This window comes from Blautia sp. MSK17_66, from assembly GCF_020538025.1.
Taxonomy (GTDB): domain Bacteria; phylum Bacillota; class Clostridia; order Lachnospirales; family Lachnospiraceae; genus Blautia_A.
Map to the genome: position 1 here is coordinate 76,379 of NZ_JAJBNQ010000016.1, position 21,071 is coordinate 97,449.

A 21,071-nucleotide genomic window follows, 5' to 3' on the forward strand; every position below is an offset into this window, starting at 1 on the left:
TCTATGACGTTATCAGTCAAAATGCAGGGTCTTGTGATATTTTGCATACTGGTCGAGAAGATTGCTCCACTTCTGACCCTCTGGTTTGTTTTCATTATTGTTGTAATTATCCGGTCCCTTCAGTTCATCCATGTACTGAATATAGTCCAGAATATAGATGTCAACGGTGGAAATATCTCTGTCCTGGATTGTAAAATTATTGCAGTTTCCGGTGGAATCATTATATGGAAGTTTGTTTCCATTGGCATCAAGTGCAACCATAAAACAATCACTGGCAGAGCCATCCTCATAAAGCTCATTTACCGTCAGCTCATATGGTGTACGGATTACGGATCTGAGTCCAATACCTGCATCATTTGTATCGTTCAGTTCCAGAACCTCGGTCTGAGAATCGTCTACTGTAACCGGAATATCAAAATTCCAGTCACCTTCATATTTATAATAACCGGCATCCGTTCCATATTTTTCATAGTCATCTTCTGACCATTCATAATCTGCTTTGAGACCTTTTACCTTGGTAATGTCCAACTGGAGGTTAAAAGTGTCCGGGATCTCAACATTTTTGATATAGGTTTCCAGTGCCCCGCCTCTTGCAGAAACTTCATCTAAGAATTTACTTAGTAATTCATATCCTTCATCTGTCTCATCATTCAGATCATCCAGTGTTATTCCCATTTCATCCAGCACCTGCTGTGACATCTCATTATATTTTTCATTATATTCCGTGTAATCTTTTGCCGCATGTGTAAGATCATATCGGAAAATACAGGCATAAGTGTTGTCATCCAGAAACTGTCCTTCCACCTGACCGTCAATGATCGGATCTGCCTCCTGGTTAAAATCCACACTTCCAGTCATATCAAGAGTTATAACAGGTTTGCCACTCTCAGCCAAAGTTTCTGTCTTCGGAAATGGCTGCCCGCTCTTAAACTGCATAGTTATATAGACCGCCTGACTGTTCGCGTATACTTCCGAGCATGTGATCGTCAAACCATCTGCCGTCTTGGTATATGCAGTGTCATCTTTTGTCCTATCCTGTCCCACCTCAGTATCTTCCAGTGAATTTTCTTCTATATCTGATTCAGTGTCTGCCGCGGTTCCTTCTATCTCAGTTGTATCAACGGCTTCCAGAGTCGTTGCATGATCAGAAAAATCCCCGAAAAAGCTCACGTTATCCTGCAGCATTTCAAAGAGTCCTCCAACCACCGGAAGATTTTTGGCCATGACTGGATTCACCGCACAAAGTACAAATCCAACTGCAAGTACTGCTGCCATACCTCCTGCAATTCTTCCTCCGATCTTCATCCAGTGATATGGTTCTTTTGGCATCTTTTTCTGCACAGCAGTATTATTTTCGATCAGATGATATGCCTGCTTTACACGCTCATGCACAATCACCGGTATTTCTGTTTCTTCCTGAAGTTTTTTCTGGAAATCCTTTTCATTATCATTAAGATTCATCATTAGGCACGTCCCTCCCTGACCTTATATTCGTACAATTCTGCAACCTGTTTTCTTCCTCTCTGAAGACGGGATTTCACAGTACTTTCTTTCATATCCAGGATGTCACTGATCTCCCGGATATTGAAGCCTTCCATATAGTACAGAAGGATCACCAGACGATATTTATTATCCAGTGGTTCCAGCATCTGTGCCCATTCTTTTGCAGCATACTCTTCCTCATAAAAAGGAGTCTCCGGCATCTGATCCGTGTATGTAACCTGTTTCTTCTGCTTCAGAATATCCTTGCATTTGTTGATCAGGATCCGCAGCATCCATGTCTTAAAATATCTGTTCTGCTTCAGACTTTTCAGGTTTTCATAGCAGGAAAGAATGGTATCCTGGATCGCATCGGCAACATCCTCATCGTTTTTGAGATATGCAGATGCCATCTTGTACATGCACTGCAAATGTTCATCCATCAGCCTGCAGAAAGCATCTTTGTCGTCTTTCTTCGCCCTTCGTATCAAAAATTCATTATTCATTGATTTCTCCATTCTCCTGTCTCTGACCGGTCATCAGGAAATGTTGTGTAAAAGCCTCTGTTTATGTGCTTCTACTTATTAGACGACAGAAACGCCAAAAGGGACGCAAATTTAAGTATTTTATTTTGCCAATAGCATGGACAAATATGAGGTTCGTGTCGTATCCTGCATGGAATATCCCAGGATCTGAAGGACCTCTTCTATCTGTTCCAGAGCCTGTTCTCTCTCTGTATTGGAATCAGCGATCACTTCAAGCTCCAGATAATCCCCAAGCCCCGTGACCGAATCTGCACAGGCCGTGATATTTTCTTTGTGATAATACTGCCGAAGCTTTTCTACAGAAGGAACCGGACAAAAACCAATATGCTCTAATATATTACGGCAGATTTCTGCATCACCTACCGTTGTCTCCAGTTCCTGCCTGCTCATGGAAATCTTATCCAGTTTCGCGCCCTTATAAGTGATGGCAGCAGACTTCTCACCTGTTGTCCTATTTTCCGTACTGCGTACACGAAGTGCCTCATCCAAAGCTACAAAATCATGATGCGCCGCCATATAGTAAGTATCTGACTCCCTAACAAGTGCACCTTTTTGGAAACCAGATTCTGCCAGTTTCTCTTCTATGCTTTTCTTCTCATTAATCTTTAACTTGATCTCAACTTCTATACTCATAACCCGTTCCTTCTCTTCATTTTTTTACCAATATACCACAGTATAAGCAATAGGTCATTGAATTTATGTACTCTGTTACTATTTATACTTCTACCGTGGTCATCCAATCTTTCGTTTACCCATAGTATGGCATACAACAGAACAATCCTTCTCCATTCCTCAGCCAAGACTCAAGAATCCTAAGTTACTGTTCACTCCTTTCACAGTAACTTGGTCAAAATGCATTCCAAATCACCTTCGGTGATGGCATTTTGCCCCATATGTCTCGGGATTTTGCCATATTCATGGCAAAACACCTCGCGGGATATTACCTGTGAACAGTTACAATCCAAACACAAAAAAGGAATCCTTCACACGAAAATCTCCCCACCTGAAACACCAGGAGAAATTTTCAAAGGATTCCCCATACGATTAAATTTTTTTAAATTACATAAAATCTTTCTAAACAGATCCTTCAGATCTTCTACACTTGCATTCTTCGGATTTCCCGGTGCACATGCATCTGCATAAGCAGACTCTGCTAGGAACTGAAGGTCTTTTTCTTTGATTGCTTCACCGTAATATTCTCCACAGAAGTCGTCTGCATGCATTGTTTCATCGTTCTTGCCAGCCGGTATTTCGTCTTTTCTCCCTTTGTCAGATTTCTCTCGTTGCCTGCTTCAGCCATTCTTTTTCATCCTCATTTAAATGTGGAGATAATGTTTTATATACTTCCTTATGGTACTCATTAAGTAATTTTCTTTCACGAACGGACATCTGCTCCGGATCAACTCCATCCAGATCAAACGGCACCATCGTCAGATATTCAAAGCACATAAACTGTCCAAAGGAAGTCTTTTCTGCTTTCTTACAAAGGACAATATTCTCATGACGGATTCCAAATTCATTCTCCAGATAATATCCCGGTTCATCCGATGTGAGCATACCTTCTTCCAGCACTGCAGCCGGACTTCCTGCAATATTTTTCCAGCGGATACTGTTTGGTCCCTCATGCACATTGAGGAGATATCCGATACCATGACCTGTGCCATGATTGTAATCTTCTCCCATTTCCCAGAGTGGTTCTCTGGCAATATAGTCCAGATTCAGTCCTGTACATCCGTACTTGAATTTTGCTGCTCCAAGCTTCAGATTTCCGCGAAGAACAGCTGTGAAATATTTCTTTTCTTTATCTGTAACAGGTCCAAGTACTACTGTTCTTGTGATATCTGTTGATCCTTCCAGATAATGTCCGCCTGTATCTGCAAGCACCATTCCTCTTGCCTCAAAAGGAATATCTGTCTCTTCTGTTGCACTGTAATGTACAATTGCAGCATGCTTTCCATATGCAATGATCGGATCAAAGCTGTCTCCCAGAAAATTCTCCTGTTCACTGCGGAACTGGTATAATTTTTCTGCCGCACTGAGCTCAGTAATTGTTTCTTTTCCAGCATTTTCCTTCATCCAGCGGATAAATCTGGTAACTGCAACACCATCTTTGATATGTGCGATCCTTTCATTTTCGACCTCAGTTTTATTCTTAACTGCTTTCGGAAGAAGTGTCAGATTTTCCTCATCCAGAATTGTTACCTCGGACGGGATATTACTTACCAGCCGACTGTTGACATTGGCTTTTGAAAGCAGAACTCTCTTATCAGAATCTATCGTCTGAACATAGGAATAGACATCATCATATGAGTAAATCTCCACTCCATCTGCTTCCAGATTTGCACGAATCTCTCCTGAAAAAACAGTTTCATTTACAAATAATCTGAGTTCTTCATCTGTCATAACAAGATAAGAAAGAACAACAGGACAGCAATGAACATCATTTCCACGGATGTTCAAAAACCATGCAATATCATCCAGCGAAGTAAGTACAAAAATATCTGCTTTCTTTTCCCTCATCTGCTTACGGATTTTCGCAATTTTATCTGCTCTTGACTCGCCTGCCCATTTCACATCCAGTTCCATAGCCGGCTCACAGGAAAGTGCCGGACGGTCACTCCAGATTGCTCCGATAAGATCATCGTTTACAGCAAAAGTAACCTCTTTTTTCTTTAAAAGTTCTTCTAATTCTTCTGCCTCCCTGGCACTGACTGTACGTCCATCAAAGCCAAGGCACATACCCTTTTCAAGCTTTTTTGCAAGAAACTGATGTACTGTCGGCACATCCGGCTCACCCATTTTGAAGAGTTGAATGGTACTTCCTTCAAGCTGGTCTGCAGCCTGCAGAAAATATCTTCCATCCGTCCACAGACCTGCCATATCCTGCATGATCACAGCCGTTCCCGCTGATCCCGTAAATCCGGTAATATACTTTCGACATTTAAAATAATCACCAACATATTCCGATGCATGAAAATCATCCGTCGGCACCAGATATGCGTCAATCTTCTTCTCCCTCATCAAATCCCGAAGAGCATTAAGCCTTTCCAAAACTGTCATTTTCCAATCCTCCCTGACACATTTTATACTTCCTCTATACTACCACATTTCTCCCCCAAAAACCATACACACAAAAATACCAGAACCCCTCTCCATACGCTTTATTACTGTTCACTTCGTTCACAGTTACTACGCTTTACGTATGAAACGGTTCTGGTATTTTATTATCTCCCTATCTTACCTGCTTTTCAGCGTGGTTTACAATCAGCTTTTATCAGAAAAGTCCAGTGATCTTGCCTGTTTCGTCTACATCGATTCTCTCAGCAGCCGGTACTTTCGGGAGTCCTGGCATGGTCATGATCTCGCCTGTGAGGGCTACGATGAAGCCTGCACCTGCGGAAATCTTGAGGTTACGTACAGTAACTTCGAAGTCTGTCGGTGCACCAAGTTTTGTCTGGTCGTCTGTCAGGCTGTACTGTGTCTTAGCTACGCAGATCGGGCAGTTGCCAAATCCGAGTGCTTCAAGCTGTTTTGCCTGTTTCTGAGCATTTGCTGTCAGAACAACTCTCTTACCGCCGTATACTTTCTGTACGATCTGGTTCAGTTTGTCTTCGATAGATCCTTCCAGTTCATATGCATAGGAGAAGTCGTTTGGTTCTTCTACGAGACGGAGAACTTCTTCTGCAAGTTTGATTCCGCCTTCGCCGCCTTTAGCCCATACTTCAGAAAGAGCAACGTTTACGCCGAGTTCTTTACATTTTTCTTCTACAAGGTCAAGTTCTGCCTTTGTATCTGTCGGGAATGCATTGATAGCAACAACACATGGAAGTTTGTATACGTTCTTGATGTTGCTTACATGTTTCAGAAGGTTTGGAAGTCCTTTTTCCAGTGCTTCCAGGTTTTCGTTGTTGAGGTCAGCTTTTGCTACACCGCCATTGTATTTCAGAGCACGTACCGTAGCTACGATAACAACTGCGCTTGGGTGCAGTCCTGCCATACGGCATTTGATGTCGAGAAATTTTTCAGCACCGAGGTCAGCACCGAATCCAGCCTCTGTGATGGTGTAATCAGCAAGTTTCATACACATCTTTGTAGCTGTTACGGAGTTACATCCATGAGCGATGTTTGCGAATGGTCCACCATGAACGATTGCCGGTACATGTTCCAGTGTCTGAACAAGATTTGGTTTCAGAGCATCTTTCAGAAGTGCTGTCATAGCACCTTCTGCATGAAGATCGCCAGCTGTTACCGGTTTCTGCTCGGATACTTTACCATATGTATATCCGATAATAATCCTGGAAAGTCTTGCTTTCAAATCTGAGATGTCGCTTGCAAGACAGAGAACTGCCATGATCTCGGATGCAACAGTAATGTCATATCCGTCTTCACGTGGCATACCGTTTGTTCTTCCACCGAGTCCGTCTACTACATTACGAAGCTGACGGTCGTTCATATCCACGCATCTCTTCCATGTAATCTTTCTCGGGTCAATGTTCAGAGCATTTCCCTGGAAGATATGGTTGTCGATCATTGCTGCAAGAAGGTTGTTTGCTGCACCAATCGCATGGAAGTCACCTGTGAAATGAAGGTTGATATCTTCCATCGGAACTACCTGCGCATAGCCGCCGCCTGCTGCACCACCCTTAACACCAAATACCGGTCCGAGGGATGGCTCACGAAGTGCAACCATAACGTTCTTACCGAGTTTCTGCATTGCATCAGCAAGACCTACGGTTGTAGTAGTTTTTCCTTCACCTGCCGGTGTCGGGTTGATTGCTGTCATAAGAATCAGCTTACCATCTTTTCTGTCGCTTTCTTTTAAAAGATTGTAGTCGATCTTTGCTTTGTATTTTCCGTACTGCTCCAGATATTTGTCATCAATACCTGCTTTTTCTGCAATCTTGGTAATTGGCTGCATTACGCACTCCTGTGCGATTTCGATGTCACTTTTGAATCCCATAATTGTCTCCTTTCATTGTAGACACACCACCAGTTTAACCATATATTCGGTTAAAAAAAACAGTATCCGAGATATTCTCAAATACTGCCCAGACGGTCGACTCTGCAAATCTCTGATTCCCATGTGGTGATTTCCACTGCTCCGCCAGTCATCAGAGACGTTATCAAATTGATAAGAAAATAATATCATATATAACGGAGTTTGTCAATAAATTATCAAATTTTTTCTTTTCTTTTTACAAAATGATAAAGAATTCAAAATAAAAGTTGTGTATTTTTTACAATAAAAATATAAATAAAAATTGTTTTTTATTTTTTCTTTTGTAAAAGAAGGAACGCAAAGGGACTTGGCCAGTCCCCTTGCAACCCCTGGGCTAAAAAGCACACAATTTCTTCTCTCTTCAAATATAAAATAAATCGAAAAATACCAGGACTCCTCTCTCTCGCACGGAGAAGATATCCTGGTATTTTATCATACTACTAACAAACTTTTACACGTGGCCTGGTGGGGTATATTTTCTCAAACTTACTTGCTTTTAGCGGGGCCAAGCAGGGGGAGTCTGAGGGGGACCTTCGGCCTTTCGCAACTTTGAGATGGTCCCCCTCAGGGTTTCATACAGGTGCCAACCTGGCGGGGCTTTGGGCAGTCCCCAATAAATATGGTCCCCCTCAGGGTTTTTGTTAAGGAAGAACCTTAAAAAAGTGGTTTAAGGCTCGGATACAGTTTCTTAAACTTCTGATACTTTTCTTCGTATTTCGCCACAAGTTCTTCTTCTGGCTCAACGGTATCTACTACGTGAGCCATCTTCTTTCCAACAGTCTCAACATCCGGATATGCTCCGCAGCCTACAGCTGCCAGCATGGCTCCTCCCATGGATGGTCCTTCTTCAACTTCAAGGACATCGACTTTGAGGTTCATCACATTTGCGATGATCTTTTTCCAAAGCGGACTTTTTGCTCCGCCGCCGCAGATCTTGGTGCGTTCAATCTTGATTCCGAGCTTTCTTGCTACTTCAAGGGAATCACGAAGTCCAAATGCAACGCCTTCCAGAACGGCCTGTGTCATATCTGCTCTTGTAGTGTCCATGGACATTCCAAAGAATACGCCTCTTGCATCTGGATTATTATGAGGGGATCTTTCTCCCATCAGATATGGAAGGAAGAATACGTTATTTTCTCCAAGTTTCTGGATTGGAGCCTGTTCTGCTGCAAAATCCCTGGTCTGAAGAATTTCTTCTGCCCACCATTTATTACAGGAAGCAGCACTCAGCATACATCCCATAAGATGATAGCTTCCGTCAGCATGACAGAAAGAATGCAGTGCATTGTTCTCGTCAACACCAAAGTTTTTGCTGGAAATAAAGATTGTTCCGGATGTTCCAAGTGAAATGTTACACTGACCGTCACCGACAGTTCCTGTTCCGACCGCAGCAGCTGCATTATCTCCGGCACCTGCCACAACTTTGACATCAGCAGAAAATCCGAGTTCCTCTGCCACTTCCGGCTTCAGCGTTCCGACCACTTCCCAGCTCTCATACAGTTTCGGAAGCTGTTCTTCTCTTACATCGCAGATCTCCATCATTTCCCTGGACCAGCAGCGGTTCTTTACATCAAGAAGAAGCATACCGGATGCATCAGAAACATCTGTGCAGAAAGATCCGGAAAGTCTGTAAGCAAGATAGTCTTTCGGAAGCATGATCTTGGCAATTTTTGCAAATTTCTCCGGCTCATTTTTCTTCATCCACAGGATCTTCGGAGCTGTAAAACCTGCAAAAGCAATGTTTGCTGTATATGCAGACAGTTTCTCTTTACCGATTTCATTGTTGAGATATTCTGTTTCTTTCTGGGAACGTCCATCATTCCAGAGGATTGCCGGGCGGATAACCTTGTCATTCTCATCCAGCGTTACCAGTCCATGCATCTGTCCCCCGAAGCCAATTCCGGCTACCTTGGAACGATCAATCCCCTCCGTCAGTTCTTTCATTCCCTCTACGCTCTGCGTAAACCAGTCCTCCGGATTCTGTTCTGACCAGCCCGGATGCGGAAAAAATAATGGATATTCTTTTGATACAATATTACAGATCTTGCCGGATTCTTCCATAAGAAGAAGTTTTACGGCAGAAGTCCCTAAATCTATGCCAATATAGTACATTTTTCCTCCTAACTGTGCATCTGCATTCATACCTGCAGATGCACATTCTGTCTGCGGATCATCCCCACGGATTTTCTGTCGGGTATCTCACACCTGCCGGCTGATTGTATCCAATCTCATCGACCGGAACACCGATATATTTAAATACCTCAAAGAGAGCTTTTCCATGATGTCCGAATGCTACTGCACCGTGATGCGGATATCCTCCCTCGATCAGGACATGGCGATAGAAACGTCCCATTTCCGGGATAGCAAAGACACCAATCGCGCCAAAGGAACGGGTTGCAACCGGGAGCACTTCGCCGTGTGCGATATAGGCACGAAGTTTGTTATCAGCCGTGCTCTGCAGACGATAGAATGTGATATCACCAGGTTTGATGTCACCCTCCAGAGTACCGTTTGTAACTTCGATCGGAAGAGATCTTGCCATGATCATCTGGTATTTCATTTCACAGAAGGAAAGTTTGCTCGAAGCAGTGTTTCCACAGTGGAATCCCATGAATGTGTCTTTCAGTGTATAATTGTATTTTCCCTCGATGGACTCTTTATACATATCCTTCGGTACAGAGTTGTTGATATCAAGCAGGGTAACGACATCGTTGCTTACAACCTGTCCGATGAATTCACTTAATGTACCATAAATATCAACTTCGCAGGATACCGGAATGCCCTGGGCAGTCAGACGGCTATTTACATAGCATGGAACAAATCCAAACTGTGTCTGGAATGCCGGCCAGCATTTTCCTGTCAGAGTTACATATTTACGGTATCCTCTGTGATCTCTTACCCAGTCTTTCAGAGTCAGTTCATACTGAGCAAGTTTCGGAAGGACCTCTGGTTTCTTGTTTCCGGCACCAAGTTCTTCTTCCATTTCTTTTACAATTTCCGGGATTCTTTCATCGCCTTCGTGCTTATTGAATGCTTCAAAGAGATCCAGTTCAGAGTTTTCTTCAATCTCTACGCCAAGATTGTAGAGCTGTTTGATCGGTGCATTGCAGGCAAGGAAGTTTGTCGGACGCGGTCCAAAGCTGATGATCTTAAGATTGCTCAGTCCTTCAACTGCTCTTGCGATCGGAAGGAACTCATGAATCATATCTGCACAGTCTTCGGCATCACCAACCGGATATTCCGGGATATAGGCTTTTACATTACGAAGCTGCAGGTTATAGCTTGCATTCAGCATACCGCAGTAAGCATCTCCACGTCCCTGGCAAAGGTTATCCTGTGTCTCCTCTGCTGCTGCGATAAACATTTTTGGTCCGTCGAAATGTTTTGCAAGAAGTGTTTCGGAAATTTCAGGTCCAAAGTTTCCAAGGTAAACACAAAGTGCATTGCAGCCTGCTTTTTTGATGTCCTCAAGAGCCTGTACCATATGAATTTCGCTTTCTACGATACAGATTGGACATTCGTAGATATCCTTTGCATCATATTTGTTTGTATAAGCCTCTACAAGAGCTTTTCTTCTGTTTACAGAAAGTGATTCCGGGAAGCAGTCACGGCTGACTGCAACGATTCCAACTTTTACTTCTGGCATATTGTTCATGATAAAAATTCCTCCATATTATTATAAATTAAATTATCTGTATATTCTTACCCTTCAGTCCATTAAACGCACCTTCGATAGCTGCTTCCTCATGTGCGATCAGCCATTTATTCTTAGCTGTGAGAAGTCTGTCTTCTCCTTTATCTTCTTTATCAAAAGTCAGCTCTGTATTTGTTCCCTTCGGTAAAACAACGACACACTGGAAACCTGTTTCTTTTACATGACATGGTGCATAATGAAGAGTGGTTGCATAAACCTCAACTGCGGTTCCTGCCGGAACAAGAAATGCTTCTACCTTGGATGTGTCATATGTGAAGTCTTTTTCTACATCCTGCTGATGTCCGATAAGAAGTACCATATCTGTGACTGCTACATTAATTTCGGAGCTGCGATGATATTCCAGTCCATTCAGTTTCTTGTTATGACCGTTGCAGTATCCAATCTCAATTGGAAGTCCACCATATCCTTTGTCCTGAAGTTCCTTCGCTACCGGCAATGCTTCCATCTCTTCTACAGATGGTACATAGATTACATCCTCCGGTACCGGCGTGTGTTTCATTTCTTTCAGAAGTTCTGTAAAGTCATACCCCTCCAGTACTTTACCATATCTGCGAAATGCGTCATCTGCTACATTCTGAATCTTCACCTGAAGTTACCTCCTTTATATTTTTTGTATTGAAAATATCATATCACTCACCAAATAATATTTCGCCAAATTTTTTGTCCTGTTTAGTGCATTTTTTTGACCTGTAAATCAGTTATTTGCCCTCATCCTGATATAAACAAAAAAACAGGCAGTTTAATGACTACCTGTTTTTTATCTTATTTTGTTCGTCCAAGTTCGCTTGGCAAAATACCGTAGCGTCTCTGAAATTCTCTTGTAAACGCCCGACTGCTGCTGAATCCGTTATCCAGTGCGATCTGGCTGATCGTCTTATCTGTATTGAGAAGTTCTCGGTACGCATAAGTCATGCGAATGTCCTGAAGATATGTCTTAAAATTGACATTTGCATATTTCTGAAACATCCTGGATAAATATGCATCTGAATATCCAAACATATTCGCAATTTCAGTCAGTTTAAGTTCTTCCTGGTAATGTTCTCTCATATAGGAAGTAATCCTTGCAAGTGCATCCAGGCGGCGGCTATGGCGTACTTCCTGCTCTCCGGCCTCGTCCAGACGATAATGATTGACCAGAAGATACAATACATCATAATAAAATGAACGGATCTTGAATTCATATCCGCTTCCTCTTTTTATATATAAGCGGTACATTTCCTGAACCAGATTTGATAATTCTGTATCCATCTGTGGGATACTTCCGGCAAACCGGATAAAACGATGTGCGGTAAAATAATCCTCGAACTGTTTCAGGGGAATCTGAAGCACTGCCGTATGATTTTCCTCCGGCGAATTGATTGAATGGACTTCATTTGAGTTAATGATCATCAGCTCGCCTGCCTTGAGCGGATGTTCCTCTTCATTCAGATAAAATGTCAGAGATCCTTCCATGACAGCAAAAATCTCAATTGACGTATGCCAGTGTTTCTCTCTTACATAATTTCCCTGACTACCCTCAAACAGGAAAAATTTAAAAGGCAGTCCCTCATCCGGGATCACCAGTTCATGCTGGAATTCCATGCTATACCCCTCTCATCCGTATATGATATTTTACTTCTACTGTTACTTATCATTTTTATATCATAACATGAATTGGTATATGACGGAAGCAGAATATATGATAATGATATATGACGGAAGATGGTATATCATGTGCAGGTACATAAAATAATGCTGCGTTTTCTATTCCGTGCATGCGCTTATTTGCCGGCAGTCGCCCAAACTCGGCTTCGCCTCAAACAATGGGCTTGATGCCGGCAGCTTGCCTGCACGTCATGACGAAAGCCTCGCAGACATTTCCTGTCCCTGCACATGAATACCAAACTTCCTGTATGTTACCAATGGACAAAACACCCTCAACGTGCTTTATGCTGTCCTAGCTTTTACTACTTCCTGTATGTCACCACATTCCCAGCTTCAGATAAAGTACGGCGAGATGGAAGGAAAATAAAAAAATCCAGTCAAGAAGTTTTATAATCATCCTCTGGTGCAGTCTCGCCTGAAGAACTTCGTAAAGGTTCCTGGTTGTACAGGTTTTTGCGTTGATACAGAAAATGCTGCTGTCTGAGCGTCAGCGAGTTCAGCATTTTTCTGTATCGTTCTTAGCAAAGTTCTGTACACCACGGTACCTTAGAAGTTCTGAATTGAGACAAATCCAGAGGATGATTCATAAAACGACCTTCCTGGAGTTCGATTATTTCCTATTCCATCTCACCGGGAATCCTTTATTTCTTTATCGCATCCTTCATAGATTTCACATACTCTCGGATATACGGCACGCAGTCAGCTCCGTAAGTTTCACACAGCTTCACGATCGCCGATCCCACAATAACCCCATCTGCCTGAGCTGCCATCTTCTTCGCCTGCTCCGGATTAGAAATACCAAATCCAACAGCACACGGGATATCTTTCTGAGCTTTGACAAGATCTACCATAGCCCCGATATCCGTAGTAATCTGACTTCGCATACCGGTAACTCCAAGCGAAGATACACAATAAACAAAACCCTCCGCCTCGTTTGCAATCATAGAAATTCTCTCATGAGAAGTTGGTGCAATCAGCGAAATCAGATCCAGACCATACTTCTCTGCAACAGATGCAAACTCCTCTTTTTCCTCAAACGGAACATCCGGAAGAATCATTCCATCCATCCCAACCTCTGCAGCTTTCTTGCAGAAACGCTCAGTCCCATAGGAAAAAACAACATTCGCATAAGTCATAAACACCATCGGGATACTGGTATTTTTACGGATTTTTTCCACCATTTCAAAAACTTTATCTGTGGTAACTCCACCAGACAGGGCACGCAGATTTGCTCCCTGGATAACAAGTCCCTCTGCTGTAGGATCAGAAAACGGAATACCAAGCTCGATCAGATCAGCTCCTGCATCTTCCATAGCATATACAATTTTTTCAGTAACATCCAGAGATGGATCCCCACAGGTAACAAACGGGATAAATGCTTTTCCCTTCGCAAATGCCTCAGTAATTCTCTTATTCATGGATATCCTCCCCTCTGTAACGTGCGATTGCCGCACAGTCCTTGTCTCCACGTCCGGAAATAGTGATTACAACAATCTGATCTTTGCTCATCTGCGGCACAATCTTTCTCGCATAAGCAACTGCATGCGCACTCTCGATTGCCGGAATAATACCTTCGGTTCTGGAAAGATATTCAAACGCTTCAACCGCCTCATCATCTGTCACAGGCACATATTCCGCACGTCCGATATCATAAAGATGTGCATGCTCCGGTCCGACTCCAGGATAATCCAGACCCGCGGAAATAGAATATACCGGTGCGATCTGACCATATTCATCCTGACAGAAATAGGATTTCATTCCATGGAAGATACCAAGCTTTCCGGTTGCGATCGTTGCCGCCGTCTCAGCCGTATTCACGCCTCGTCCTGCTGCCTCGCAGCCAATCAGACGAACACCCTCGTCCTCAATAAAATTATAGAAAGTTCCGATCGCATTGGAGCCGCCGCCGACACAGGCCAACACAGCATCCGGAAGTTTCCCCTCTTTTTCAAGAATCTGTTCTTTGATCTCTTTGGAAATAATCGCCTGAAAATCACGGACGATCGTCGGGAATGGATGAGGACCCATGGCTGAACCAAGAACATAATGCGTATCCGCAATACGATTTGTCCACTCTCTCATGGTCTCAGAAACAGCATCCTTCAAAGTTGCCGTTCCCGATGTAACCGCATTTACCTTTGCTCCCAGAAGACGCATTCTGTAGACATTTAAAGCCTGACGTTCCGTATCTTCTTTTCCCATGAAGATTTCACATTCCATCCCCATAAGAGCAGCTGCTGTCGCGGTTGCAACACCATGCTGGCCGGCTCCTGTCTCTGCAATAACACGGGTTTTTCCCATCTTTTTGGCAAGCAGGACCTGTCCCAGAACATTGTTGATCTTATGAGCACCTGTATGGTTCAGATCCTCACGCTTCAGATAAACCCTGGCACCGCCCAGGTCCTCCGTCATATGTGCTGCATAATACAGACGGGACGGACGACCTGCATAGTTATTCAGCAAATCCGTGAGTTCCCGGTTGAATTCCGGATCATCTTTGTAGTGATTATAAGCCTCTTCCAGTTCCAGCACTGCATTCATCAGTGTCTCCGGAATGTACTGCCCTCCATGTATTCCAAATCTTCCCTTTGACATTGGTATCCTCCTCTATGTTCTTCAAATCACAGCATTTCCCTGTAATTTATTTACACACTTTTTTTCACAATATCCACAACCTGCCGGATTTTCTCCGGATCTTTCCACTTATCTGTCTCCACACTGCTGCTCAGATCCACAGCATATGGTCTGATTTCCCGGATTGCCTGCCTCAGATTCTCTGTGCCAAGCCCTCCTGCAAGAAAAAACTCTCTTCGGATCTCCGGTATCAAAGTCCAGTCAAACGTCTTTCCCGTTCCTCCGCCGCCCTGATCCAGAAGGATATAGTCCGCCGGACTTAAAATTGCCTTCTCTATATCCTCTTTTGTCTTCACAGAAAATGCCTTAATGACCGGCTTCTCCACTGTTTTCTTTAATTCCCTGATATAGGACTCATCTTCCTGTCCGTGAAGCTGTGCAAGTGCAAGTGTCCCGTCATTCAAAAGATCTCTCACCAGTTCCATCGGTGCATTCACAAATACTCCAACTGCACGGATCTTTGGCGAAAGTTCTCTCACCAGTTCTCTGGCTTTATCTGCTGTTATGCTCCGGAAACTTCGCGGAAATTCTATAATAAATCCACAGTAATCCGGCTTTGCTTCATTGATTGCAAGAATGTCTTCCCTGCGCCTGAGCCCACATATTTTGATTTTGGTTTTTGTATGCTTTTCTATTGTCATATCTGTTTTTATTTGTAACCGTTCTGAATAGTTACTTTTATTCTTCTGTTAACGGTGCTCCGTTCAGTTCTTCCAGTGCTGCTTTTTTGTCCGCACTTCTCATCAGGGTTTCTCCGATCAGAACCGCTTCGATCCGGTTTTCATGCAGCTTTCGGATATCTTCTGCAGTACGGATGCCGCTCTCCGATACAAAGATCACATCGTCCGGGGCAAGTTTACGAAGTCGGATACTGTTTTCCATATCCACCTCAAAGGTTTTGAGATCACGGTTATTGACACCAATGATCCTTGCTCCACTCTTTAAGGCTCTCTCCACTTCCTCTGCATCATGTGCCTCCACCAGTGCATCCATGCCCAGATCCTCTGCCATTTCCCGATATTCACGAAGCTGTCTGTCATCAAGAAGTGCACAAATCAGAAGCACAGCTGCAGCTCCATAAGCGGCTGCCTGCACGATCATGTAATCATCCACTACGAAATCCTTTCTCAGAACCGGAATGTCTACTTCCGATGCGATCTCCCATAAATACTGGTCAGATCCCTGGAAATAAAATGGCTCTGTCAGACAGGAGATTGCTGCTGCTCCGGCTTCTTTATATTCCTTTGCAATCTCCAGATACGGGAAATCCGGTGCGATCAGTCCCTTAGAAGGAGAAGCTTTTTTTACTTCACAGATATAGGACATTCCCTGCTTTTTTAATGCCTGGTAAAAGCTGTGCGGCGTTTTTGCTGTCTCAGACTGAGTCAGTGGATTGAGCAGCATCTGGACTTTTTTCTGCCGGATCTCACGGATCAGATCCTCTCTCGGCATTTCTTTCTTGTCCTTTTCGATACGCTCCCTTGTCTTTTCGGCAATCTCGTTTAAGATGTTCATGATAATTTTCCTTTTCTTATACTACGTGAATTTCAGCACTTTCTTCTGCCAGGCAGAAATAAATATACTGATTCTCTTATTATAGCACTTATTCGTTGGAAGCCTGGATAAATTCTTCCAGCTTCTTCAATGCCGCGCCACTGTCGATAAGCTCTTCAGCCATACGGACACCGGCCTCCATACTTTCCGCTTTACCTGCAATATAAAGTGCCGCACCTGCATTCAGGCAGACCGCCTGACGCTTCGGTCCTCTCTCTTCCCCCTTTAAAATTGCTCTGGTAATCTCTGCATTTTCTGCCGGAGTTCCTCCAACCAGATCTTCCTTGGAGCATCTGGTGTAGCCAAACTGTTCCGGTGTAATCTCATAGGACTGGAACCATCCGTCCCTGATCTCACATACGGAGGTTGGTGCGCTCATGGAAATCTCATCCAGCTTATCCTGTCCGAAAACCACCATTCCTCTGATCACGCCAAGCTTCGCCATAACCTGTGCCAGCGGTTCCACAAGAGCCTGATCAAACACGCCCATCAGTTCCATGTTTGCTCCTGCCGGATTACTCAGAGGTCCAAGAATGTTAAACACGGTGCGGATTCCAAGTTCCTTACGGATTGGTGCCACATACTTCATTGCAATATGATAATTCTGTGCAAACAGGAAGCAGATATTGATTTTTTTAAGCAATTCCGCACTCTTTTCCGGCGGGATTGTAATATTCACTCCAAGAGCCTCAAGAACATCTGCTGCCCCGCTTTTTGACGATGCTGCACGATTTCCATGCTTCGCTACCGGCACGCCGCCTGCTGCGATCACCAGGGAAGAGGTTGTGGAAATATTGAAGGAATTTGCTCCATCACCACCGGTTCCCACAATCTCCAGCACATCAAGATCATGCAGTAATTTAATGCAGTGTGCTCTCATTCCTGCTGCGGAAGCTGTGATCTCATCAATAGTTTCCCCCTTCATGGAAAGAGCTGTCAGATAAGAAGACATCTGGACCGGTGTTGCCTGTCCGCTCATGATCTCATCCATAACTGTCTCCGCTTCCTGATATGTTAAATCTTCTTTTTTTGAAAGTTTTATGATTGACTCTTTGATCATCTTACTACCTCCCTGACTATATTCTGTAGCTGTATTACCTGTGAACAGTTGCCATAAAGTTCTGTATCATTAATTTTCCATCGGGTGTCATGACAGATTCCGGATGAAACTGTACTCCATAAACAGGATATTCTGTATGTTCTACCGCCATGACTTCTCCATCTTCTGCCTCTGCTGTGACCTTAAGTACCTCCGGAAGTTCCTCTCTCACAGCAGCCAGTGAATGGTATCTGGCCGCCTGGAAACTGTCTCCCAGACCTTCAAAAATTTTACTTTTTCCAACCGTGTAGATTGTTTTTTTCTTTCCATGCATCAGCTCTTTTGCATAAGAAACCCGACCGCCAAAGGCTTCACAGATTGCCTGATGTCCCAGACAGATTCCAAGGATCGGGATCTTTCCTGCAAAGTATCTGATAGCCTCAATGCAGATTCCCGCATCGGAGGGTTTTCCCGGTCCCGGCGAAAGGATCAGTGCCTCCGGCTTCATTTTTTCTATTTCTTCAACGGTATATTCATCGTTTCGAACCACTTTGATGTCCGGTTCGACAGAACCGATCAGTTGAAATACGTTATAGGAAAAGCTGTCATAATTATCGATCAGTACGATCATTCCAATCCCTCCTGTGCCTTATTGATTGCCAGAACTACGGCTCTTGCCTTGTTGCAGCACTCCTCAAATTCCTTTTCCGGAACACTGTCTGCCACGATTCCTGCTCCGGAGCGAATACATATCTCACCTTTTTTCTTGTACACGAGGCGGATTGCAATACAGGTATCAAGGTTTCCTGCAAAGTCCAGATAACCGATCGCGCCACCATAGATTCCTCTTTTACTCTGCTCCAGCTCCTCAATAATCTGGCAGGCACGGAATTTGGGTGCTCCGGAAAGTGTTCCTGCCGGAAGGATGGAATCTACCGCATCCACCGCATCTCTGTCCTCGCGGATCTCACCGGCTACCGTGGAACCAATATGCATGACCTGTGAAAAATGCTCCACGCTCATATACTTTTCTACTTTTACACTTCCGATCTTACTGATCCTTCCGATATCATTTCGACCAAGATCCACCAGCATATTATGCTCCGCAAGTTCTTTTTCGTCTTTCAGAAGTCCCTCTTCCAGTTCCCGGTCTTCCTGCTTTGTTTTACCCCTCGGTCTGGTACCTGCCAGAGGGAATGTAGTGAGTTTTTTGTTCTCAAGTTTGACCAGTGTTTCCGGCGAAGCACCTGCCAGTTCGATGTCATCACTGGAAAAATAAAACATATACGGGGATGGATTTGTTGCTCTCAAAACCCTGTAGGTATCAAACAGGCTGCCCTCTGCCTTCGCTCTCATCGGGTTGGAAAGTACTACCTGAAAAATATCTCCTTCGTGAATATAATGTTTTGCTTTTTCCACCATCTGACAGTATTTTTCTTTTGGAAACTGCGGTCTGATCTCTGAATCCAGCTGCAGCGGCGGAAACTCTGCTTTCTTTCCACTACGGATCAGATCTGCCATTTCCTGAAGCTTTTGCTCTGCTTTCCGAAAAGAATTTTCCAGGTCATCCAGCATGACTCCTGTGATCAGAAGTACCTTCTGTCTGTAATGATCAAAGGCGATCACCTGGTCAAAAAGCATCAGATCCATATCTCTGAAATCCGGATCCTCATGCTCTCCAAGCTTCAGCTTCGGTTCGCTGTATTTGATATAATCATAAGAAAAATATCCTACCAGACCACCGGTGAATGGAGGCATATCCTCCATGACCGGGCTCTTATATTCCTTTAATATCTCTCTTAAGGTATCTCCCGGATGTGCCACCTGCTTTGTAATTTCTTCTTTATCTGCACCTTCAGTCCTGCGGATTTTCATAATTCCGTCTGTACAGGTAATCTCCATGACCGGCTCATATCCCAGGAAAGAATAACGTCCCCATACCTCTGTCTGACTTGCACTTTCCAGCAGATAACAATGTCTGCTTGCCTCCCTGAGAGTTCTCATCATCTCCACAGGAGTATATCTGTCTGCATATAGTTCCCGACATACCGGAACTCTTTTGTACTGTCCTTTTGCTGCGATTTTCCTGATGTCTTCCATCGTAGGATACATGGATCTTACCTCCTCATATGGTGTCAGTTTCCTTACTCCATTCTGTCATCACAGACTTTTTGGTAAAAAGAAAGCCCGTCCACGACAGAAACTGATCTCTGTCAAGGACGAGCATTAAAATTCACCCGCGGTGCCACCTTGATTCACGGAACGACCCGTGCTCTTTGCGGAATACCTGCATATTCCCGGCAACTGACGTATGCCTCACGTCGCAGAATACTCGAACTAATCTTTCCCTGCGCCCTCAGCGGTCCATTTGACAACCTGCATTTCTACCCGGCTCTCACCCTCCCGGACTCTCTGTGCGCGCATGACTGCCTTTATCTCCGCTTCAACGGTTTAACTAGCTAAATTATTTTCTATAAAATACCACTATTTTTTCCAATTGTCAATAGGGTTCATCATATTTCGCATTTTATATGCGACAAAATATTACCTGCACACAGAAAAGACAAAATTGCTTCCGCGACTCCATCTTCTTCATTGGTGCCTGTTACATATGCGGCAGCTTTCTGGCAGTTTTCTGTCGCATTTCCCATCGCAAAGCCATATTTCACAACTTCCAGCATACTGCTGTCATTATCTGCATCGCCAAAAGCCATTGCTTCCTCCGCCGCGATTCCAAGATGTCCCAGAAGCCATAGAAGTGTCTTGCCCTTTCCGGCATCCTTATGACCGATCTCCAGAAGGTTTGACACAGAAGAAGTCACATAAACATCCGGAATCTCTTCTCTCAGTGATGTATACAATCGCTCTCTGTCCTCATGACTGCATACAAAAGAAATACTGTCCAGTTCCGCTTTGTGCTCTGCTGCAAACTGCAGAATATCCTTCACCGGTCTTCTCGTCGCCCTGATATATTTCGCACCGTATTCCGTCGCAAGATAACGGATCGGATCTTTTACATACTCCTCCTCCGCATAGGGAATGCCATCAATAACCGCCTCCATGACAATTTTTTCTCTTTGTCTCACGGCAATCGCTGCATCCACAGATTCCGGGCTGAGCAGACACTGATAAATACGTTTCTCGGCTTCTGCCGAATAAACAGCTCCTCCGTTGGCAGTGATCAGATATTTCACTCCCGGATATTCCCGGATCATTTCCGGCACTGATTCAAAAGATCTGCCCGTTGCCGGAACAATATAAATCCCTTGTGCTGCCGCCATATCAAGAGCCTTTCTTGTCCCTGGCGAAAGTTCTTTTTTGTCGGTCAGCAGAGTTCCATCCAGGTCACTGGCGATAAGTTTAATGGACATAATTTTCTGCCACTCAAAATGTGATTAAACATACTTACATCGAGATAATGCGGATTCTCACGAATACCGCTTACTGTTTCTTCGTGTATGC

General features: G+C 43.9%; 18 protein-coding genes, 1 pseudogene and 1 riboswitch. All 19 genes and pseudogenes read right to left on the bottom strand.

Features of this window, described 5'->3' with window-relative positions; all coding sequences use genetic code 11:
- Positions 1-12: 12 nt before the first annotated feature.
- The 19 genes and pseudogenes from LIR34_RS10065 to LIR34_RS10155 all read right to left on the bottom strand — a co-directional run bounded on the left by LIR34_RS10065 (position 13) and on the right by LIR34_RS10155 (position 20,980).
- The gene (locus LIR34_RS10065) at positions 13-1,464 is read right to left on the bottom strand and encodes a DUF4179 domain-containing protein (protein ID WP_173902670.1); all 1,452 of its coding nucleotides are present in this window, start codon (positions 1,462-1,464) and stop codon (positions 13-15) included.
- Complete coding sequence (locus LIR34_RS10070) at positions 1,464-1,985, bottom strand: RNA polymerase sigma factor (RefSeq protein ID WP_243149074.1); 522 nt, start codon at positions 1,983-1,985, stop codon at positions 1,464-1,466. Before LIR34_RS10070 ends, LIR34_RS10065 begins: the two co-directional genes overlap by 1 nt.
- Before the next feature lie 120 nt (positions 1,986-2,105).
- Complete coding sequence (cyaB, locus tag LIR34_RS10075) at positions 2,106-2,657, bottom strand: class IV adenylate cyclase (RefSeq protein WP_173902671.1); 552 nt, start codon at positions 2,655-2,657, stop codon at positions 2,106-2,108.
- A 431-nt stretch (positions 2,658-3,088) separates the two neighbouring features.
- A pseudogene (locus LIR34_RS17975) lies at positions 3,089-3,211 on the bottom strand (lactaldehyde reductase); the annotation flags it as partial.
- Positions 3,178-3,324 (bottom strand): hypothetical protein, encoded by a 147-nt coding sequence (locus tag LIR34_RS10085; protein ID WP_244092302.1) that lies wholly within the window; start codon positions 3,322-3,324, stop codon positions 3,178-3,180. The gene LIR34_RS10085 and the pseudogene LIR34_RS17975, both read right to left, overlap by 34 nt.
- Positions 3,294-5,084 (bottom strand): aminopeptidase P family protein, encoded by a 1,791-nt coding sequence (locus LIR34_RS10090; protein WP_173902672.1) that lies wholly within the window; start codon positions 5,082-5,084, stop codon positions 3,294-3,296. The genes LIR34_RS10085 and LIR34_RS10090 overlap by 31 nt, the downstream gene beginning before the upstream one ends.
- A gap of 214 nt (positions 5,085-5,298) precedes the next feature.
- Complete coding sequence (locus tag LIR34_RS10095) at positions 5,299-6,984, bottom strand: formate--tetrahydrofolate ligase (protein WP_161286613.1); 1,686 nt, start codon at positions 6,982-6,984, stop codon at positions 5,299-5,301.
- A 79-nt stretch (positions 6,985-7,063) separates the two neighbouring features.
- A riboswitch (ZMP/ZTP riboswitch) is annotated at positions 7,064-7,146 on the bottom strand.
- Between the two features lie 531 nt (positions 7,147-7,677).
- The gene (xylB, locus tag LIR34_RS10100; protein ID WP_173902673.1) at positions 7,678-9,135 is read right to left on the bottom strand and encodes a xylulokinase; all 1,458 of its coding nucleotides are present in this window, start codon (positions 9,133-9,135) and stop codon (positions 7,678-7,680) included.
- A 58-nt stretch (positions 9,136-9,193) separates the two neighbouring features.
- The gene (locus LIR34_RS10105) at positions 9,194-10,678 is read right to left on the bottom strand and encodes an L-fucose/L-arabinose isomerase family protein (protein ID WP_161286545.1); all 1,485 of its coding nucleotides are present in this window, start codon (positions 10,676-10,678) and stop codon (positions 9,194-9,196) included.
- A 28-nt stretch (positions 10,679-10,706) separates the two neighbouring features.
- Complete coding sequence (locus tag LIR34_RS10110) at positions 10,707-11,324, bottom strand: DUF4867 family protein (RefSeq protein ID WP_173902674.1); 618 nt, start codon at positions 11,322-11,324, stop codon at positions 10,707-10,709.
- A 176-nt stretch (positions 11,325-11,500) separates the two neighbouring features.
- Entirely contained in the window at positions 11,501-12,319 is an 819-nt protein-coding gene (locus LIR34_RS10115; RefSeq protein WP_161286542.1) for a helix-turn-helix transcriptional regulator, read from the bottom strand.
- A 704-nt stretch (positions 12,320-13,023) separates the two neighbouring features.
- A complete protein-coding gene (gene trpA, locus LIR34_RS10120; protein ID WP_161286540.1) occupies positions 13,024-13,800 on the bottom strand; it encodes a tryptophan synthase subunit alpha in 777 nt (258 codons plus the stop codon).
- On the bottom strand, positions 13,793-14,977 hold the full coding sequence (gene trpB, locus LIR34_RS10125) for a tryptophan synthase subunit beta (RefSeq protein WP_161286538.1): 1,185 nt from the start codon (positions 14,975-14,977) through the stop codon (positions 13,793-13,795). Before trpB ends, trpA begins: the two co-directional genes overlap by 8 nt.
- Positions 14,978-15,027: 50 nt before the next feature.
- On the bottom strand, positions 15,028-15,657 hold the full coding sequence (locus LIR34_RS10130) for a phosphoribosylanthranilate isomerase (protein WP_161286537.1): 630 nt from the start codon (positions 15,655-15,657) through the stop codon (positions 15,028-15,030).
- Between the two features lie 37 nt (positions 15,658-15,694).
- Positions 15,695-16,531 (bottom strand): indole-3-glycerol phosphate synthase TrpC, encoded by an 837-nt coding sequence (gene trpC / locus LIR34_RS10135; RefSeq protein WP_173902675.1) that lies wholly within the window; start codon positions 16,529-16,531, stop codon positions 15,695-15,697.
- An 88-nt stretch (positions 16,532-16,619) separates the two neighbouring features.
- Positions 16,620-17,630, bottom strand: a complete 1,011-nt coding sequence (gene trpD, locus LIR34_RS10140; protein ID WP_161286535.1) for an anthranilate phosphoribosyltransferase — start codon at positions 17,628-17,630, stop codon at positions 16,620-16,622.
- A 34-nt stretch (positions 17,631-17,664) separates the two neighbouring features.
- On the bottom strand, positions 17,665-18,240 hold the full coding sequence (locus LIR34_RS10145; RefSeq protein ID WP_161286533.1) for an anthranilate synthase component II: 576 nt from the start codon (positions 18,238-18,240) through the stop codon (positions 17,665-17,667).
- The gene (gene trpE, locus LIR34_RS10150; protein ID WP_173902676.1) at positions 18,237-19,721 is read right to left on the bottom strand and encodes an anthranilate synthase component I; all 1,485 of its coding nucleotides are present in this window, start codon (positions 19,719-19,721) and stop codon (positions 18,237-18,239) included. Before trpE ends, LIR34_RS10145 begins: the two co-directional genes overlap by 4 nt.
- A 401-nt stretch (positions 19,722-20,122) precedes the next feature.
- Positions 20,123-20,980 carry a Cof-type HAD-IIB family hydrolase gene (locus LIR34_RS10155; protein WP_161286530.1) on the bottom strand — a complete coding sequence of 286 codons (858 nt, stop codon included), beginning with the start codon at positions 20,978-20,980 and terminating at the stop codon, positions 20,123-20,125.
- Positions 20,981-21,071 lie beyond the last annotated feature (91 nt).

Excerpts from the sequence above, each read along its gene's own strand:
- LIR34_RS10065 (WP_173902670.1), bottom strand. The coding sequence starts at position 1,464 with ATGATGAATCTTAATGATAATGAAAAGGATTTCCAGAAAAAACTTCAG.
- LIR34_RS10070 (WP_243149074.1), bottom strand. The coding sequence starts at position 1,985 with ATGAATAATGAATTTTTGATACGAAGGGCGAAGAAAGACGACAAAGAT.
- cyaB (WP_173902671.1), bottom strand. The coding sequence starts at position 2,657 with ATGAGTATAGAAGTTGAGATCAAGTTAAAGATTAATGAGAAGAAAAGC.
- LIR34_RS10085 (WP_244092302.1), bottom strand. The coding sequence starts at position 3,324 with ATGGCTGAAGCAGGCAACGAGAGAAATCTGACAAAGGGAGAAAAGACG.
- LIR34_RS10090 (WP_173902672.1), bottom strand. The coding sequence starts at position 5,084 with ATGACAGTTTTGGAAAGGCTTAATGCTCTTCGGGATTTGATGAGGGAG.
- LIR34_RS10095 (WP_161286613.1), bottom strand. The coding sequence starts at position 6,984 with ATGGGATTCAAAAGTGACATCGAAATCGCACAGGAGTGCGTAATGCAG.
- xylB (WP_173902673.1), bottom strand. The coding sequence starts at position 9,135 with ATGTACTATATTGGCATAGATTTAGGGACTTCTGCCGTAAAACTTCTT.
- LIR34_RS10105 (WP_161286545.1), bottom strand. The coding sequence starts at position 10,678 with ATGAACAATATGCCAGAAGTAAAAGTTGGAATCGTTGCAGTCAGCCGT.
- LIR34_RS10115 (WP_161286542.1), bottom strand. The coding sequence starts at position 12,319 with ATGGAATTCCAGCATGAACTGGTGATCCCGGATGAGGGACTGCCTTTT.
- trpA (WP_161286540.1), bottom strand. The coding sequence starts at position 13,800 with ATGAATAAGAGAATTACTGAGGCATTTGCGAAGGGAAAAGCATTTATC.
- trpB (WP_161286538.1), bottom strand. The coding sequence starts at position 14,977 with ATGTCAAAGGGAAGATTTGGAATACATGGAGGGCAGTACATTCCGGAG.
- LIR34_RS10130 (WP_161286537.1), bottom strand. The coding sequence starts at position 15,657 with ATGACAATAGAAAAGCATACAAAAACCAAAATCAAAATATGTGGGCTC.
- trpC (WP_173902675.1), bottom strand. The coding sequence starts at position 16,531 with ATGAACATCTTAAACGAGATTGCCGAAAAGACAAGGGAGCGTATCGAA.
- trpD (WP_161286535.1), bottom strand. The coding sequence starts at position 17,630 with ATGATCAAAGAGTCAATCATAAAACTTTCAAAAAAAGAAGATTTAACA.
- LIR34_RS10145 (WP_161286533.1), bottom strand. The coding sequence starts at position 18,240 with ATGATCGTACTGATCGATAATTATGACAGCTTTTCCTATAACGTATTT.
- trpE (WP_173902676.1), bottom strand. The coding sequence starts at position 19,721 with ATGTATCCTACGATGGAAGACATCAGGAAAATCGCAGCAAAAGGACAG.
- LIR34_RS10155 (WP_161286530.1), bottom strand. The coding sequence starts at position 20,980 with ATGTCCATTAAACTTATCGCCAGTGACCTGGATGGAACTCTGCTGACC.